This window comes from Pseudomonas sp. BIGb0381, from assembly GCF_024809815.1.
Classification (GTDB): domain Bacteria; phylum Pseudomonadota; class Gammaproteobacteria; order Pseudomonadales; family Pseudomonadaceae; genus Aquipseudomonas.
In genome coordinates this window covers 189427-206033 of sequence record NZ_JANUEN010000005.1, presented here as the reverse complement: position 1 = coordinate 206033, position 16607 = coordinate 189427, and the positions used below count along the sequence as shown (strand labels likewise).

The following is a 16607-nucleotide window of genomic DNA, read 5'->3' as shown; positions in this document are numbered from 1 at the left end:
TAACTGCAGAGCATGTTCCGTAATTCCTATATTCAGCAGAACTCTGATATCCAGGCCGCAGGCGGCCTGGTCCCGATGGTTGTCGAGCAGTCCGCCCGTGGCGAGCGCGCCTACGACATCTACTCGCGCCTGCTCAAGGAGCGAGTGATCTTTCTGGTGGGCCCGGTAGAGGACTACATGGCCAACCTGATCTGTGCGCAACTGCTGTTCCTTGAAGCGGAAAATCCGGACAAGGACATCCATCTCTATATCAACTCACCGGGCGGTTCGGTGACCGCGGGCATGTCGATCTACGACACCATGCAGTTCATCAAGCCGAACGTATCGACTACCTGCATTGGCCAGGCCTGCAGCATGGGCGCGTTCCTGCTGACCGCAGGTGCCGAGGGCAAGCGTTACTGCCTGCCTAACTCGCGCGTGATGATTCACCAGCCACTGGGCGGTTTCCAGGGCCAGGCGTCGGACATCGAAATCCACGCCAAGGAAATCCTCTTCATCCGCGAACGTCTCAACACGCTGATGGCCAAGCATAGCGGGCACACCCTGGAAGAAATCGAGCGCGACACCAACCGCGATAACTTCATGAGCGCCGAAGCCGCACGTGAATACGGGTTGATCGACGCAGTGATCGAAAAGCGCCCCGCTTAATATAAGCCGCTCAAAATAGGGCTGGTCGGGTTTTCCGATCACCTGTGGGCTTGAAAAAGCCCGCATAAGCCTTCATCTTGTGTTGCAAGCCTATCGGATTTGGATCGAACGAATGACTGACACCCGCAACGGCGAGGACAACGGCAAGCTGCTCTATTGCTCCTTCTGTGGCAAAAGCCAGCATGAAGTGCGCAAATTGATTGCCGGCCCCTCGGTCTTTATCTGCGACGAGTGCGTCGACCTGTGCAATGACATCATCCGTGAGGAGGTGCAGGAAGCCCAGGCCGAAAGCAGCGCGCATAAATTGCCTTCGCCTAAAGAAATCAGCGGCATCCTTGATCAGTATGTGATTGGTCAAGAGCGTGCAAAGAAGGTTCTGGCCGTAGCGGTATACAACCACTACAAGCGCTTGAACCAGCGTGACAAGAAAGGCGACGAAGTCGAACTCGGTAAGAGCAACATCTTGCTGATCGGTCCTACAGGCTCGGGTAAGACCCTGCTTGCGGAAACCCTCGCTCGCCTGCTGAACGTTCCGTTCACCATCGCCGACGCCACCACCCTCACCGAGGCTGGCTACGTGGGTGAAGATGTCGAGAACATCATTCAGAAACTGCTGCAGAAGTGCGACTACGACGTAGAGAAGGCCCAGATGGGTATTGTCTACATCGACGAAATCGACAAGATCTCGCGCAAGTCCGACAACCCGTCGATCACTCGGGATGTTTCCGGTGAAGGCGTGCAGCAGGCCCTGTTGAAACTGATCGAAGGCACGGTAGCTTCCGTACCGCCACAAGGCGGCCGCAAGCACCCGCAGCAGGAATTCCTTCAGGTTGATACGCGCAACATCCTGTTTATCTGTGGCGGTGCATTCTCCGGCCTGGAGAAGGTTATTCAGCAACGGTCTACCCGTGGCGGCATCGGTTTCAGTGCGGAAGTGCGCAGTAAGGAAGAAGGCAAGAAAGTGGGCGAGTCCCTGCGTGAAGTCGAGCCTGACGATCTGGTCAAGTTCGGTCTGATCCCGGAATTCGTTGGCCGTCTGCCGGTCCTGGCCACGTTGGACGAGTTGGATGAGGCGGCTCTGATTCAGATCCTCACCGAGCCGAAAAACGCCCTGACCAAGCAATACGCCAAGCTGTTCGAGATGGAAGGTGTAGACCTCGAGTTCCGTACCGATGCGCTCAAATCGGTGGCCAAGCGGGCACTGGAGCGCAAGACTGGTGCACGTGGCCTGCGTTCCATCCTCGAAGGTGTATTGCTCGACACCATGTACGAGATCCCCTCGCAGTCCGAGGTGAGTAAAGTGGTGATCGACGAAAGCGTTATAGAAGGTAAGTCCAAGCCACTGTATATCTACGAAAACAGTGAGCCGACTGCCAAAGCTGCGCCAGACGCGTAAGCGTTTCGCAGTTTTGGTACAAACGAAGGGGCCTCTAGGGGCCCCTTTGTTTTTCATAAGGATTTTTACTGCGTGTAACTGCCCGCATTGAGCTTGTTTTTTTTACACGCAGCCCCCATCTTGGTTTCAAGCTTATTTTTCAACTGTCATAGAGGCGAAATCATGAAGACAACCATCGAATTGCCTCTCCTGCCGTTGCGTGATGTAGTCGTCTATCCGCACATGGTTATCCCGCTGTTCGTGGGGCGCGAGAAGTCTATCGAAGCCCTCGAGGCCGCGATGACGGGCGACAAGCAGATCCTGCTGCTGGCCCAGAGAAATCCTGCCGATGATGATCCAGGCGAAGATGCCCTGTATCGCGTCGGTACCATTGCCACTGTCCTGCAACTGCTCAAGCTGCCCGATGGCACCGTCAAGGTGTTGGTGGAAGGCGAGCAGCGTGGTGCGGTAGAGCGTTTCATGGAGGTGGACGGCCACCTGCGCGCTGAAGTGGTGCTGATCGACGAAGTCGAGGCCCCTGAGCGCGAGTCCGAAGTGTTTGTGCGTAGCCTGCTCTCGCAGTTTGAGCAGTATGTGCAGTTGGGCAAAAAAGTACCGGCTGAAGTCCTGTCTTCCCTCAATAGCATTGATGAGCCAAGCCGCCTGGTCGATACCATGGCCGCGCACATGGCGCTGAAGATCGAGCAGAAGCAAGACATCCTCGAAATCATTGACCTGTCGGCCCGTGTCGAACACGTGCTGGCATTGCTGGATGCCGAAATCGATCTGCTCCAGGTTGAGAAGCGCATCCGTGGTCGTGTCAAAAAGCAAATGGAGCGCAGCCAGCGCGAGTACTACCTGAATGAGCAGATGAAGGCCATTCAGAAGGAACTCGGCGACAGCGAGGAAGGCCACAACGAAATCGAAGAGCTGAAAAAGCGCATCGATGCTGCCGGCCTGCCGAAAGACGCCCTGACCAAAGCCACCGCCGAGTTGAACAAGCTCAAGCAGATGTCGCCGATGTCCGCCGAGGCCACCGTGGTGCGCTCGTACATCGACTGGCTGGTGCAGGTGCCGTGGAAGGCCCAGACCAAGGTACGCCTGGACCTGGCGCGTGCTGAAGACATTCTCGATGCCGACCACTATGGCCTCGAAGAAGTCAAGGAACGCATCCTCGAATACCTCGCCGTGCAAAAGCGTGTGAAGAAGATTCGTGGCCCAGTGTTGTGCCTGGTTGGCCCGCCTGGCGTGGGTAAAACCTCCCTGGCCGAGTCCATCGCCAATGCCACCAACCGTAAATTCGTGCGCATGGCCCTCGGTGGTGTGCGCGATGAAGCGGAAATTCGTGGTCATCGCCGGACTTACATCGGTTCAATGCCAGGAAGATTGATTCAAAAAATGACAAAGGTGGGTGTGCGCAACCCACTGTTCCTGCTCGATGAAATCGACAAAATGGGCAGCGACATGCGTGGCGATCCGGCATCGGCCCTGCTGGAAGTGCTCGACCCTGAGCAGAACCACAATTTCAACGACCATTACCTGGAGGTCGACTACGACCTGTCCGATGTAATGTTCCTGTGCACCTCCAACTCCATGAACATTCCGCCGGCATTGCTGGATCGGATGGAGGTGATTCGTCTGCCGGGTTACACCGAAGACGAGAAGATCAACATCGCCGTCAAATACCTCGCGCCCAAGCAGATTTCGGCCAACGGCCTGAAGAAGGGCGAGATCGAATTCGACGTCGAGTCGATCCGCGACATCGTGCGCTATTACACTCGCGAGGCCGGTGTACGGGGCCTTGAGCGCCAGATCGCGAAGATTTGCCGCAAGGCGGTCAAGGAGCACGCGCTGGAAAAACGCTTCTCGGTGAAAGTCACTGCCGATGCGCTTGAGCACTTCCTGGGCGTGCGTAAATTCCGTTACGGCCTGGCTGAGCAGCAGGATCAGGTAGGGCAGGTGACTGGTCTGGCGTGGACCCAGGTGGGCGGCGAATTACTGACCATCGAAGCTGCGGTGATCCCCGGCAAAGGCCAGTTGATCAAGACCGGCTCCCTCGGTGACGTGATGGTCGAATCCATTACTGCCGCGCAGACCGTGGTGCGCAGCCGCGCCAGGAGCCTGGGGATCCCCCTGGACTTCCACGAGAAGCACGACACCCACATCCACATGCCGGAAGGGGCTACACCGAAAGATGGCCCTAGCGCCGGCGTAGGCATGTGCACGGCCCTGGTATCGGCATTGACCGGCATACCGGTGCGCGCCGATGTAGCGATGACGGGGGAAATCACCCTGCGTGGCCAGGTATTGGCCATCGGTGGCCTGAAAGAGAAATTGCTGGCTGCACACCGGGGTGGCATCAAGACTGTGATCATTCCTGAAGAGAATGTTCGCGACTTGAAGGAAATTCCTGACAACATCAAGCAGGATCTTCAGATTAAACCGGTTAAATGGATTGACGAGGTCCTGCAAATTGCGCTGCAATACGCGCCGGAGCCCTTGCCGGATGTGGCTCCGGAGATAGTTGCAAAGGACGAAAAACGAGAGTCTGATTCCAAGGAAAGAATTAGCACGCATTAATGTGAATAAGCTTGGAGGCTTCCTTGACAGCTTTTTAGAGCCCTTGTTATAAAGCGGCTCTTAAGTGTCTGTAGGCCATTCAGCACTGATTTTTGCTGTTTACCAAAAAACTTAGAATCATACTCAATAGATATATAAGGGGACTTAGAGTGAACAAGTCGGAACTGATTGATGCTATCGCTGCATCCGCTGATATCCCGAAAGCTGCTGCTGGCCGTGCGCTGGATGCAGTAATCGAATCCGTCACTGGCGCTCTGAAGGCCGGCGACTCCGTGGTACTGGTAGGCTTCGGTACTTTCTCTGTGACTGACCGCCCAGCTCGCACTGGCCGCAACCCACAGACTGGCAAAGCACTGCAAATCGCTGCTGCCAAGAAACCAGGTTTCAAAGCCGGTAAAGCCCTGAAAGAAGCAGTTAACTAAGCTTCGATCAAGCCTTTGCTACCCGGGTCGGACGCAGGTCTGGCCTGGCAGCGGAGCGAAAGCTGACCCAGGTATCCATCGGGTCGCCAAGCCGGGGGTGTAGGTTCAACCCCCCGTCCGCTCCGCCAGTTACGAGAAGGCGCATCCTCGGATGCGCCTTTCTTCTATCCGGACTCTACCCACGCTCCACGGTTGCCAATTTTTGAAGTTCAACCGTTTCTGGGGGACGCATGCTGCAAAATATCAGGGACAATTCACAAGGCTGGATTGCCAAGACCATTATCGGGATCATCGTCGCATTGATGGCGTTCACCGGTATCGAGGCCATTTTCCAGGCTTCGACCAACACCAAGCAGGACGTGGCCAAGGTCAACGGTGAAGAAATCACCCAGACTGAACTGAGCCAGGCCGTCGACATGCAACGTCGCCAGCTGATGCAACAGCTGGGCAAGGATTTCGATGCTTCGCTGCTGGACGAAAAACTGCTGCGCGACGCGGCCCTCAAGGGTCTGATCGATCGCAAGCTGCTGCTGCAAGGCGCCGCCGATTCCAAGTTTGGCTTCTCTGAAGCTGCACTGGACCAGGTAATCCTGCAGACGCCGGAATTCCAGGTGGACGGCAAATTCAACGCCGAACGCTTTGACCAGGTGATCCGTCAACTGGGCTACAGCCGTCTGCAGTTCCGTCAGATGCTGACCCAGGAAATGCTGATCGGCCAGGTTCGCGCTGGTATTGCCGGCAGCGGTTTCGTGACCGACGCCGAAGTGCTGGCATTCGCCCGTCTGGAAAAGCAGACCCGCGATTTTGCCACCGTCAATATCAAGGCCAACCCTGCGGCGGTGAAACTCACCGACGACGAGGTCAAGGCTTACTATGACCAGCACGCCAAGGAGTTCATGACCCCGGACCAGGTGGTCATCGACTACCTGGAACTGAAGAAGTCGTCCTTCTTCGACCAGGTCAGCGTGAAGGACGATGAACTGCAGGCTGCCTATCAGAAAGAAACCGCCAACCTCGCTGAACAGCGTCGTGCCGCGCACATCCTGATTGAAGTCAACGACAAGGTCACCGACGCGCAAGCGAAGGCCAAGATCGAAGAAATCCAGGCGCGCCTGGCCAAGGGTGAGAAGTTCGAAACCCTGGCCAAGGAGTTCTCCCAGGATCCAGGTTCGGCCAACAGTGGCGGTGATCTGGGCTTTGCCGGCCCGGGCGTCTACGACCCGGACTTCGAAGCCGCCTTGTATGCCTTGAACAAAGACCAGGTTTCGGCGCCGGTGCGCAGCACCTTCGGTTGGCACTTGATCAAGCTGTTGGGCGTTGAAGCACCGCAAGTGCCGACGTTTGCCAGCCTGAAAGACAAGCTGACCCGCGAGCTCAAGACCCAACAGGTCGAGCAGCGTTTTGTCGAAGCAACCAAGCAATTGGAAGATGCGGCATTCGAAGCCTCCGATCTGGCCCAACCGGCGTCTGACCTGAAGCTGACCGTACACACCTCCGCGCCGTTTGGCCGTGAAGGTGGTGACGGTGTTGCGGCCAACCGTGCCGTGGTCACCGCTGCATTCAGCCCGGAAGTGCTGGATGAGGGGGCCAACAGCAGCGCCATTGAGCTGGACCCGGAAACCATCATCGTGCTGCGTGCCAAAGAGCACCGCAAACCTGCGCAACTGCCGCTGGAAAGCGTTGCTGCGGCGATCCGCACACAGATGGCCAAGGAGCGCGCCAGCGCGGCTGCCAAGACTCACGCTGATGAGCTGATCGCCAGCCTGCGTGATGGCAAGACCCCGCTGAACCAGCCGGTCGACGGCCAGGCCTGGAAAGTCACTGAAGCGGCTACCCGTAGCCAGGAAGCGATTGACCCGGCCGTGCTGCAAGCCCTGTTCCGCATGCCCAAGCCTGCGGCCAAGGACAAGCCGACCTTCACCACCGTGACCCTGGCTGACGGCAGTCTGGTGATCGTGCGCTTGAACGGCGTCAACGAAGCGGCTGCCCCAACGGACGAAGAAAAGGCGCAATATCGCCGCTTCCTCGCTTCCCGTGTTGGCCAGCAGGACTTCGCGGCGTACCGCAAGCAGTTGGAAACCAAGGCTGATATCAAGAAATACTGATGTTGGTTTGAACAAGAAGCCCCCGGCCTGAAAAGACCGGGGGCTTTTTTATGTGGGCTAGACTGGGTGCTCGGTATCGTCGACCCAGGAGTTCCAAGCGTGTTGATTCTAGGAATGGATGGCTTGCTGATCCGCCGCGCCAGTGCGTCGGACGTTCCTGCCGTGCTGCAGGTGTTCGACGAGGTGGTCGCCTGGTTCGTTGGCATGGGCAATACCCATCAGTGGGGCACCGAGCCCTGGTCGGCGTCGCCCCGGCGGGTCGCGCAAGTGGCTGAAGCCTGCGCATTGCCTGGGGCGTGGGTGGTAGAAGAGCCCGCAGGCCGTATCCGTGGAGCGCTGGTGTTGGGCGATCCCATGCCTTATGTACCGTCGGCGACTGAGCCCGAGGTGTATGTACGCCTGTTGATTGCCGCGCGTGATCCCCGTGTTCGCGGCCTTGGCCGGCGCATGATGGCCTTTGCCGATGACCAGGCCCGTGCAGCAGGAGTGACGCGTTTGCGTGTGGACTGCTACGGCGGCGGGACAGGGGATCTGGTGCGTTTTTATGAGTCCTGTGGCTACGAGCGCATTTCAACGTTCGACTTGGCGGGGTGGCCGGGCCAGCTGTTGGGGCGCTGTCTGTGATGCGCCGGCCCATGCCAGTAGCATCAGTAGCATAACGGCCCATGGAAAGCCCGCGACGCCCCAGCCCTGAAGCAACACGCCTCCTGCCAGTCCGCCACCGGCTATCCCCAGGTTCCACACGGTCACCAGCATTGATTGTGCGGCATCCGCCGACTCGCCAGCCGATTGGGCCAGTGCGGTTTGCAGCAGTGCCGGCAAACCGCCGAACGCCAGGCCCCATAACGCCACGGCGGTATAGATGACTGCCGGCACATTGATCCAGAACGCCAGCGCCAGGGCGATCAGGCCAAACAGCGCACAACTGATCAGCAGCAAGACGCGCAGCCACCGGTCAATCAACACGCCTGTCAGCCAGATGCTCAGCACCGCCGAGAGGCCAAACACCAGCAACACTCGGTCAACATCCGCATCGATCCCTGCGGGCACCAGCAACGGGGCGATGTAGGTGTACAGAATGTTGTGGGCCAGTACGTAGGTAAACGTTACCCACAGCACTGGACGAATGCCTGGCAGGTTCAGCACCTGGCGCAGCCCCAGGCGTTTATCCGTCCGTTCGCCGGCAAAGTCCGGCAGTTGCCAGCGCGCCCAGGCCAGTAGCACCAAGGTCAGCCCGGTCATGATTGCAAAACTCAGGCGCCAGCCAACGGCAGTGCCGAGGAAGGTGCCCGCAGGCACACCCAGTGACAGCGCCAGCGGTGCACCCAGCATCGCCACGGCAATGGCGCGACCTTGCAGGTGTGGCACCACCATTCGGCTCGCATAACCCGCCAGCAACGCCCAGAGCAGCCCGGCGAAGACCCCGGCAAAAAAGCGCGCCACGAGCGTCAGTCCGTAGTGGCTGGACAGCGCGGTTACGCTGTTGACCAAGGCAAAGCCGCCGATGGCCAGCAGCAGCAACGGTCGTCTGCGCCAGCCGCGGGTCAGCAGCGTCAGGGGGATGGCCGCCAGCAACGAGCCAAGGGCGTAGACCGTGACCAGTTGACCGACCAGGGCGGGCGACACGCCGAGGCCTTCGCTTATCTGTGGTAGCAACCCGGCGGGCATGGCTTCGGTGAGGATGGTGATAAAGCCAGCGCTGGCCAGGGCCAGTAGACCGCCCAGCGGTAGTGAATCCCGCTGGGCTGATGCGGTGAGTGAAGGGCTGCTGCTCATGAGGTTTTATCCAGGTAAAAGGGCAAGCAGGCAGAGTAGGGGGCTGTGGTTGGCGGAAAAACAGGCTAAGGTTCCGAACTTATCGGACGCCGGTGTCCGCAATCGCTAAAGGCGGGATCATGGACAGCTTGGGCAGCCTTTCGGTATTTGTGCAGGTGGCGCAGACGCTCAGCTTCACCGCCGCCGGCCGTGTGCTGGGGGTGTCGTCGTCGGCCGTGGGCAAAAGCATTGCGCGGATGGAAGAGCGCCTGGGCGTGCGGCTGTTTCACCGCAGCACGCGCAGTATCACCTTGACCAGTGAAGGCTCGCTGTTCCTTGAGCGGTCGCGGCGGATTCTCGCTGAGGTGGAAGCGGCCGAGCAGGAGCTGACAAACGCCAGTGCAACGCCACGGGGTAAGCTGCGCATCAGTGTGCAGCAGGTGCGGGGCTTGTTGATGCCAGTACTCAGTGACTTTATGCGCGCCTACCCGGATATCGAGTTGGATGTGGATTTCTCTGACCGTATGGTGGACGTGATCGAGGAAGGTTTCGACGCGGTGATTCGCACCGGCAAGCCGGAAGATTCGCGCTTGATGGCGCGCCACCTGGGCCACTACCAGCTGGTACTCGTCGCCACACCGGGCTACTTCGCCCAACACGGCACCCCGCAGCAACCACAGGACCTCAATGGCCACGCCTGCCTGCGTCACAAGTTCTGCGCCACGGGCAAGCTCGAGCCCTGGCCGTTGCGTCTTGCCTTGGGTGCCGCGGAACCGCTGTTGCGTACGCCGTTGGTCAGTACCACCATCGAGTCTCTGAACCATGTGGTGCTCGAGGGATTGGGCATTGCCTGCCTGCCGGACTACATGGTCAACCAGGCCGTGGGCGAGGGGCGCTTGCAGCGGGTGCTGGATGATTACCTGGAACACCGGGGCAATTTCTGGATGTTGTGGCCCGGTCGCCATACCTCGACCAAGGTACGCGTGTTTATTGACCATATGTGCGCCGGGCTTTTCCCTGCAGGCCCCGTTGCGTAACCCTGTGACGTTTTACCGACAGGAATGCGCGCGCCAAGGCCTCGTTCTGTTGCACAATACCGCCCAGACCGTTTTCCTCAGGATTATCAATGTCGACATCATTCCACTTGCGTAGCGTCGGGCTGGCGCTGGTGCTGGCGGGCGCCGCGGGCTGCTCGTCACCCAAGACCGCTATTTATGAACATGAGAACTTCGACGACTCCGGTACGTTTTCCCGGGACTACCCGGTTAGCGATGTAGCGGCGTGCGAGGCCGCGCGGCGTGCGTTGCTGAGCCAGGGCTACATCATCACCAGCAGCGATCCGAAACTGGTCGTGGGCAACAAGAGCTTCCAGCAGACCGGCGAAACTCACCTGCAGATCAGCTTCAACGTGGTGTGTGCCGATGATGGCAAAGGTAAAAAGCACTCGACGATGTTTGCCAACGCCCTGCAGGATCGTTATGCGCTGAAGAAGGTCAACAACTCCGCGAGCCTGGGTGTAGGCGTGCTGGGGTCGGTGTCGATGCCGATCGGCTCCACCGATGACTCGATGGTGAAGGTGGCCAGTGAGACGGTGTCCGCGCCGAAGTTCTACGATCGCTACTTTGCGTTGGTGGACGTCTTCCTGCCCCAGGAAGTGAAGCAGGCTGAGCATATTCCCGAGCAGCCAAAGGCCGACCTCGGTGTGCCGGAGCCGAAGGCCGCTCCGGCTGCGGAGAAAGTCGAGGCGCCGAAGGAAGAGCCTGCCGCACCGGCTGCTTCGGAGCCGGTTGTGCCCGCGCCTGAACCTGCACCGATTGCGCCGCAGGCCGAGCCCGCGCCCGCCACGACCACGCCGGACCTGCCGGCGCCGACAGAAGCGATTCCGCCCCTGCCGACGCCTGCGCAGTAGCTCAGACCGCTACGGGATTCACCTTGTCGACGTTGATCCCGTAGCGGTTGATCGCTTCACTGACCTTGTCGCGACCGATCGCGCCGTCATCCGCCAGCGCCTTCAGGGCAGCCAGGGCGATGAAGTGGCGATCCACCTCAAAGAACTCGCGCAAGGCTTCCCGGGTGTCTGATTGCCCGAAGCCATCAGTGCCTAGCGCGACAAAGCGCCGGCCCGGCACGAACGGACGAATCTGATCAGCGAACAGCTTCATGTAGTCCGTCGCGACCACCACCGGCCCCGTTTGCCCCTCCAGGCATTGCTCGACGTAACTTACGCGCGGCTCACTCTCGGGGTGCAGCAGGTTCCAGCGTTCCGCCGCGTGCCCGTCACGGCGCAATTCGGTCAGGCTCGTCACACTCCATACGTCGCATTGCACGGCGAAATCGTTGGCGAGCAGCTCTGCGGCCGCGATCACTTCTCGCAGGATCGAACCACTGCCCATCAGTTGCACCTGTGCCTGAGGGTTGGTGCTGAGCCGGTACATGCCTTTGAGTATCCCGTCCTCCACGCCTTCGGGCATCGCCGGGTGCGGGTAGTTTTCGTTGAGCAGGGTGATGTAGTAGTAAATGTCCTCTTGCTCGACATACATTCGCCGCATGCCCTCGCGAATAATCACCGCCAGTTCGTAGGCAAAGGTCGGGTCATAGGACACACAGCACGGAATCACCGACGACAGGATATGGCTATGGCCATCGTCATGCTGCAGGCCTTCGCCCATCAGCGTGGTGCGCCCGGCTGTGGCGCCGAGCAGGAAGCCGCGTGCTCGTGCATCGCCCGCCGCCCAGGCCAGGTCGCCGACGCGCTGGAAGCCGAACATCGAGTAGAAGATATAGAACGGCACGGTCATCAGGCCGTGGTTGCTGTAGGACGTACTTGCTGCGATCCACGAGGAAATGGCGCCGGACTCATTCAGGCCTTCCTGCATGATCTGTCCGTCTTTGCTCTCCTTGTAATAGCTCAGTTGCCCGGAGTCCTGTGGGGTGTAGAGCTGGCCGACGGCGGAGTGGATGCCGATCTGACGGAACAGGCTTTCCATGCCGAAGGTGCGGGATTCGTCCGGCACGATGGGCACGATCAGCTTGCCCAGGTGCGGGTTTTTCAGCAGGGTGCCGAGGATGCGCACGAAGGCCATGGTTGTGGAAATCGCGCGCTCGCCAGTGTCCTTGAGCTGAGTGGCGAAGGCGCTCAGTTCGGGGATCTGCAGCGATTCGACCGCAGTGTGGCGCGCAGGCACATACCCGCCCAGGGCCTGGCGACGTGCGGCGAAGTAACGGGCTTCTTCGCTGTCGGCTGTGGGCTTGAGGTAAGGAATTTCAGCGAGTTGCTCATCGGGCACTTCCAGGCCGAAGCGGTCGCGGAAGGCTTTGACGGCGTCGGCGCCCATCTTCTTCAATTGGTGGTTGATGTTCTGGCCTTCGCCGGCCTCGCCCATGCCAAAGCCCTTGACGGTTTTTGCCAGGATCACAGTCGGTTGGCCACTGTGACGCACGGCGGCGGCATAGGCGTTGTAGACCTTGTCCGGGTCATGGCCGCCCCGTGAGAGTTTCCAGATGTCGTCGTCGGAAAGGTCCGCAACCAGTGCCAGCAATTCCGGGTATTTGCCGAAGAAATGTTCGCGCACGTAGGCGCCGTTCTGGGATTTGTAGTTCTGATAGTCACCGTCCACGCATTCCATCATGCGTTGGCGCAGCAGGCCGCTTGTATCTTTTTCCAGCAGTGCATCCCAGCCACCGCCCCAGATCACTTTGATCACATTCCAGCCGGCTGCACGGTACAGGCTTTCGAACTCTTGGATCACCTTGGCGTTGCCGCGTACCGGGCCGTCCAGGCGTTGCAGGTTGCAGTTGACCACGAAGATCAGGTTGTCGAGCTTCTCGCGCCCGGCCAGGGAAATGGCGGCCAGGGATTCCGGTTGGTCCATTTCACCATCACCCAGAAATGCCCAGACCTTGCGGCCCTGGTGTTGCTTGAGGTCACGAAACTCCAGGTAGCGCATAAAACGCGCCTGATAGGCCGCCGTGATCGGCCCCAGCCCCATGGACACCGTAGGAAATTGCCAGAAGTCCGGCATCAGCCGTGGGTGGGGGTAGGACGAAATGCCTTCACCACCGGCTTCGCGGCGGAAGTTATCCAGTTGCGCTTCGCTGATGCGGCCTTCGAGGTAGGCGCGGCCGTAGATGCCTGGCGAAGAGTGCCCCTGGATGTACACGAGGTCGCCGTCGAAGTGGTCGGTGCGGCCACGGAAGAAGTGGTCGAAACCTACGTCGTACAGCACCGCGGCTGACGCATAAGTCGCAATATGCCCACCCACGCCTGAGTGCTTGCCTGCACGCAAGACCATGGCCATGGCGTTCCAGCGGATAAACGCATTGGTGCGGCGTTCGATGGCCAGATTGCCGGGGTAGGGCAACTGGCGATCCACCGGAATGGTGTTGACGTAAGGCGTGGTCACCCGCCCGTAGAAGTCGCCATGCCGCGCCACGTCGAAATCCAGCAACTGATCGATCAGGTAATGGGCGCGCGGGCGGCCTTCGGTGGACAGCACCGATTCGATGGACTCCAGCCACTCGCGGGTTTCCTGTGGATCGACGTCGCGTCTGACTGCGTTATTCGGGGTCATGTGAGGCTCCAGGGTCGGCGGATTTCTAGTGGCGGGCTCCTTGTGGGAGCGTCGTCAAAGTGATTGCAATTGCAACTACATGACCGAATTTAGCGCGGGATGAGCTACTATTGCAACCTTCTTGAAATCCACCGGATGGTGTTGCATGTCGTCGAAAGAGCCTGATGTATGGTTCCGTTTTGTCAGGGCCCACAGGACGGTCATCCGTGAAATCGAGCGCCGCCTGGCGGCCGCCGACTTGCCGCCTTACGCCTGGTACGACGCACTGTGGGGCCTGGAAAGCGGCCCCGAAGGCACCCGCCGCATGCACGAATTGGCCGATGTGCTGGCCATTGAGCGCTATAACCTCACGCGGCTGGTAGACCGCCTGGAAAAGGACGGCTTGGTGGTGCGCTCGCGCTCCGACGGCGATGGCCGCGCCGCCTTTGCGTCGATCACCGACGCCGGCCGAGCGTTGCGCAAGAAAATGTGGAAGATCTACGAAAGTACGGTGGACGAGTTGTTCCTGTCGCAGATCGAGCCGGAGCAGCGCCAGGCGTTTGCCGATGCGTTGGAGCGCACTGCCGGGATGGCGGTGGAGGCGGGTGTTCAAACCCGTGGTCGACGCAAGTCTGAAACTTGATGCAGATCCAATGTGTGAGGGGGAAAGCCCCCTCACACATTGGAATGCATTCCCGTCCATTTCGGTGCATGCCTGATTGCAATCGCGCCGCAAAACCCCGGTGCTAAATCCGCATAACGCTGCTACGTTTAATCCTGGAGTGCAGGAACGTCATGACGTCGACATTTTTTCGTCATCACGGCACTTTAGGCTGGCTGTGCAGGTCATTTATCTGCAGCCGCTTTTAATTCAAAACAAGGAGCCCACCATGGACGAATATCAGGAAGAACTGCTGGAGTACCAGGCCTTTGAACTGGATCCTCTGGATCCGGCCGATGACGCCACCGAGCTGTAAGACCGACTTCAGGCGGAATGCCGCTGACTGCGGCGAAATTCCCCTGGGGTCTGGTTGTTCCACCGTCTGAACGCCCGTTGAAACGCTTGGGCCGAGGCAAAACCGAGCAAGTAGGCGATTTCGCCGAACGCCAGTTCCGTATCGCGAATGTAGGTCATGGCGAGGTCGCGGCGGGTATCGTTGAGAATCGCGCGAAACTGCGTGCCTTCTTCGGCCAGTTTGCGGCGCAGTGTCCAGGTCGGCAGCTTCAAGCGTGCCGCCACTTCTTCCAGGTCGGGTTCCCGGCCGCCATTGAGCATCGGCCCGAGCAACCGGGTAATGCGCTCGCGCAGGCTGCGGGTGCGGGTCAACTGCTCCAACTCGTGTTCACAGAGCTTCAACAACAGCTGCCAGGTGCTCGGGCAATGCTGCGGGTTACGCAGCGCCAGGGTTTGCTGGCTCAGGCGCAGTTGATTGGCCTCGGCGCCGAACTGGATCGGGCCATCGCTCAGCACCGCGTACCGTTCGCTGTAGTCCGGCGCTTCAAATTCGATTTCAATCCGCTGCGCCTGTACCGGTTGCTGGGCCAGGCTCGACAGTTGCTGCAGCCAGCCGGCGATGATCGAGTCCACCACGAAGCGGTTGTAGGCGTTATAGGGGCTGATGGAATAGAACCGCAGCCAGGCACCTTCGGCGTCCTCGTGAAAACTCGATTGCCCACGATAGTTGGAACCGTACAGCGCTTCGAAGCGGGTCAGCGTGCGCGCCGCCTCGCGCACGTTGGGCGCCTGGGCGGCGGTGACCCCGGCCAGTCCGGCCTGGCTCAGGCGGCTGAGCTGGCCCATGCGCAGGCCCAGGCCGGGGTCGCCGGTGAGTTGGATGGCCGCATGGCCCAGGCGCATATAACGGGGAATCGACAAGCGTGCACCCGCTTCGGCGAGGCGCGCGGGGTCGAGGCCGTATTGCAGCAGCAGCGGTTGCGGGTCGAGGCCGTGGCTGTGGATTGCGTCGGCCAGGGTGTGCACGAAGCCCACCGACAGATCACCCAGGCGCACCGGCTTCACGGGGTTACAGCCAGATATTCAGCAGGCGCGCGCCACGGGCGTCGCCGTCGGCGCTGATCTGCCCGTTGCTGCTGAGAAAACTGCGCCCGGCCGTGCCCAGGTCCCAGAACTGCCCACGCAGGAATACGCTCATGCCAGCGGTTGCCTGGCTGACGGGGTGTTGGCTGATCAGCGTAAGGCGGCGCCAGGCTTCACCTTCGCTGAGTTCTTCAGGCTTGAGGCTGATTTCCGGCGGCGTGGACACGCTCTTGAAACCGCGCCATGGTCGATCCCAGGTATCGCGACCGAGCACAAAGGCCGGCACCGCGATCAGTTGCGCCCCTTGCTCGTTGAGCTTGCGATAGTTGTCCGGGTACCAGCTGTCACTGCCGACCAACACGCCGAGGCGCCCGGCCGGGGTGTCGACCACGCTGACGACGTTTTCGTCACCAGGTTCGATAAAGCCGCGTTCATCGTAGATCGGATAGAGCTGGCGCTGTGGCTCTCCGATGGGCAAACCATCTGCCGCAAACACCACGCTGGCGTTGTACAAGGCGCCATGGCCGACCTGCAGTTGTCCCTGGCTCACGCTGGGGTTGGGCAAGGCGATGGAACCGGCCACCAGCGTGACGCCAAACTCCTTGGCCAGGCCGCCGAACAGCACCTGATAGTCCCGCGCCATGCCGGGGGCTTTCATACGCAGGTAGGCGTCATCGGTGCGGTTATCGCCGGTGGCGCTGATCCAGGCCCGCGCAAAGAGCAGTGGGTTGCTGACCGACAGCCAGTTCATCGCATCCTTCACGTGCAGCGCCTGGTACACCTCATTTTTTTCACCGGTCAACATCAGCCAGGTGCCGATATGTTCAGGCAGCACTACGATGGTTTTTTCGTTGATCAACCCCTGGTCCCGGGCCTTTTGCAGATAGGCCGAGAGCTTCAGGTGCAGGCGTTCCAGGCTCTGGTAATCAGCCGGAAACAGCTCTGGCTGGATGCCCAGCAGGTTGCCGCGATCAGCAGGCAAGCCTTCATTCACCGCCAGGGTGATACGCAGGTCCGACAGGTAATGCGCCACGGGGCGCTCCTGGGTCCAGACCAGATACGCGGCGACGGCGGCAACCAGGGCCATGGAGACGGTAAAAGCTAGAAGTTTACGCATGGGGCAACAGACAACAG

The 16607-nt window shown here is 59.9% G+C and carries 14 protein-coding genes; 10 read left to right on the top strand and 4 right to left on the bottom strand.

Going from position 1 to position 16607, the window contains the following annotated elements; genetic code table 11:
• Window positions 1-12: 12 nt before the first annotated feature.
• The 6 genes from clpP to M2397_RS16095 all read left to right on the top strand — a co-directional run bounded on the left by clpP (window position 13) and on the right by M2397_RS16095 (window position 7754).
• A complete protein-coding gene (gene clpP / locus M2397_RS16120) occupies window positions 13-648 on the top strand; it encodes an ATP-dependent Clp endopeptidase proteolytic subunit ClpP (RefSeq protein WP_003174822.1) in 636 nt (211 codons plus the stop codon).
• Window positions 649-760: 112 nt separating this feature from the next.
• Window positions 761-2044, top strand: coding sequence for an ATP-dependent Clp protease ATP-binding subunit ClpX (gene clpX / locus M2397_RS16115; RefSeq protein ID WP_003238279.1), 1284 nt, complete (start codon window positions 761-763; stop codon window positions 2042-2044).
• Window positions 2045-2206: 162 nt separating this feature from the next.
• Window positions 2207-4603 carry an endopeptidase La gene (lon, locus tag M2397_RS16110; protein ID WP_053138469.1) on the top strand — a complete coding sequence of 799 codons (2397 nt, stop codon included), beginning with the start codon at window positions 2207-2209 and terminating at the stop codon, window positions 4601-4603.
• A 149-nt stretch (window positions 4604-4752) separates the two neighbouring features.
• Window positions 4753-5025 (top strand): HU family DNA-binding protein, encoded by a 273-nt coding sequence (locus M2397_RS16105; RefSeq protein ID WP_003174819.1) that lies wholly within the window; start codon window positions 4753-4755, stop codon window positions 5023-5025.
• A 230-nt stretch (window positions 5026-5255) separates the two neighbouring features.
• A complete protein-coding gene (locus tag M2397_RS16100) occupies window positions 5256-7130 on the top strand; it encodes a SurA N-terminal domain-containing protein (protein ID WP_131698138.1) in 1875 nt (624 codons plus the stop codon).
• A 99-nt stretch (window positions 7131-7229) separates the two neighbouring features.
• On the top strand, window positions 7230-7754 hold the full coding sequence (locus M2397_RS16095) for a GNAT family N-acetyltransferase (RefSeq protein ID WP_145337606.1): 525 nt from the start codon (window positions 7230-7232) through the stop codon (window positions 7752-7754).
• Here M2397_RS16095 and M2397_RS16090 read toward each other — a convergent pair.
• Complete coding sequence (locus tag M2397_RS16090) at window positions 7701-8906, bottom strand: MFS transporter (RefSeq protein WP_145337607.1); 1206 nt, start codon at window positions 8904-8906, stop codon at window positions 7701-7703. The genes M2397_RS16095 and M2397_RS16090 overlap by 54 nt on opposite strands.
• A gap of 119 nt (window positions 8907-9025) precedes the next feature.
• Between M2397_RS16090 and M2397_RS16085 the strand changes: the two genes are divergently transcribed.
• Entirely contained in the window at window positions 9026-9922 is an 897-nt protein-coding gene (locus M2397_RS16085; protein WP_259244017.1) for a LysR family transcriptional regulator, read from the top strand.
• A gap of 89 nt (window positions 9923-10011) precedes the next feature.
• The gene (locus tag M2397_RS16080) at window positions 10012-10794 is read left to right on the top strand and encodes a DUF2242 domain-containing protein (protein ID WP_131698134.1); all 783 of its coding nucleotides are present in this window, start codon (window positions 10012-10014) and stop codon (window positions 10792-10794) included.
• A gap of 1 nt (window position 10795) precedes the next feature.
• On the opposite strand, the gene aceE is transcribed toward M2397_RS16080, so the two are convergent.
• Window positions 10796-13456, bottom strand: coding sequence for a pyruvate dehydrogenase (acetyl-transferring), homodimeric type (gene aceE / locus M2397_RS16075; RefSeq protein WP_145337610.1), 2661 nt, complete (start codon window positions 13454-13456; stop codon window positions 10796-10798).
• Between the two features lie 145 nt (window positions 13457-13601).
• On the opposite strand from aceE, the gene M2397_RS16070 reads away from it, so the two are divergent.
• Window positions 13602-14078, top strand: a complete 477-nt coding sequence (locus M2397_RS16070) for a MarR family winged helix-turn-helix transcriptional regulator (RefSeq protein WP_259244016.1) — start codon at window positions 13602-13604, stop codon at window positions 14076-14078.
• A gap of 76 nt (window positions 14079-14154) precedes the next feature.
• A complete protein-coding gene (locus M2397_RS16065) occupies window positions 14155-14412 on the top strand; it encodes a hypothetical protein (RefSeq protein WP_259244015.1) in 258 nt (85 codons plus the stop codon).
• A gap of 8 nt (window positions 14413-14420) precedes the next feature.
• Here M2397_RS16065 and M2397_RS16060 read toward each other — a convergent pair whose 3' ends face one another.
• Together M2397_RS16060 and M2397_RS16055 are read right to left on the bottom strand one after the other, a co-directional pair.
• On the bottom strand, window positions 14421-15455 hold the full coding sequence (locus tag M2397_RS16060; RefSeq protein ID WP_259244014.1) for an AraC family transcriptional regulator: 1035 nt from the start codon (window positions 15453-15455) through the stop codon (window positions 14421-14423).
• 4 nt (window positions 15456-15459) lie between these two features.
• Window positions 15460-16590, bottom strand: a complete 1131-nt coding sequence (locus M2397_RS16055) for a carbon-nitrogen hydrolase family protein (RefSeq protein ID WP_145337613.1) — start codon at window positions 16588-16590, stop codon at window positions 15460-15462.
• Window positions 16591-16607 lie beyond the last annotated feature (17 nt).

Coding starts and splice junctions, on each gene's coding strand:
- M2397_RS16070 (WP_259244016.1), top strand. CDS start 13,602: ATGTCGTCGAAAGAGCCTGATGTATGGTTCCGTTTTGTCAGGGCCCAC.
- clpX (WP_003238279.1), top strand. CDS start 761: ATGACTGACACCCGCAACGGCGAGGACAACGGCAAGCTGCTCTATTGC.
- aceE (WP_145337610.1), bottom strand. CDS start 13,456: ATGACCCCGAATAACGCAGTCAGACGCGACGTCGATCCACAGGAAACC.
- M2397_RS16085 (WP_259244017.1), top strand. CDS start 9,026: ATGGACAGCTTGGGCAGCCTTTCGGTATTTGTGCAGGTGGCGCAGACG.
- M2397_RS16080 (WP_131698134.1), top strand. CDS start 10,012: ATGTCGACATCATTCCACTTGCGTAGCGTCGGGCTGGCGCTGGTGCTG.
- M2397_RS16090 (WP_145337607.1), bottom strand. CDS start 8,906: ATGAGCAGCAGCCCTTCACTCACCGCATCAGCCCAGCGGGATTCACTA.
- lon (WP_053138469.1), top strand. CDS start 2,207: ATGAAGACAACCATCGAATTGCCTCTCCTGCCGTTGCGTGATGTAGTC.
- clpP (WP_003174822.1), top strand. CDS start 13: ATGTTCCGTAATTCCTATATTCAGCAGAACTCTGATATCCAGGCCGCA.
- M2397_RS16055 (WP_145337613.1), bottom strand. CDS start 16,590: ATGCGTAAACTTCTAGCTTTTACCGTCTCCATGGCCCTGGTTGCCGCC.
- M2397_RS16100 (WP_131698138.1), top strand. CDS start 5,256: ATGCTGCAAAATATCAGGGACAATTCACAAGGCTGGATTGCCAAGACC.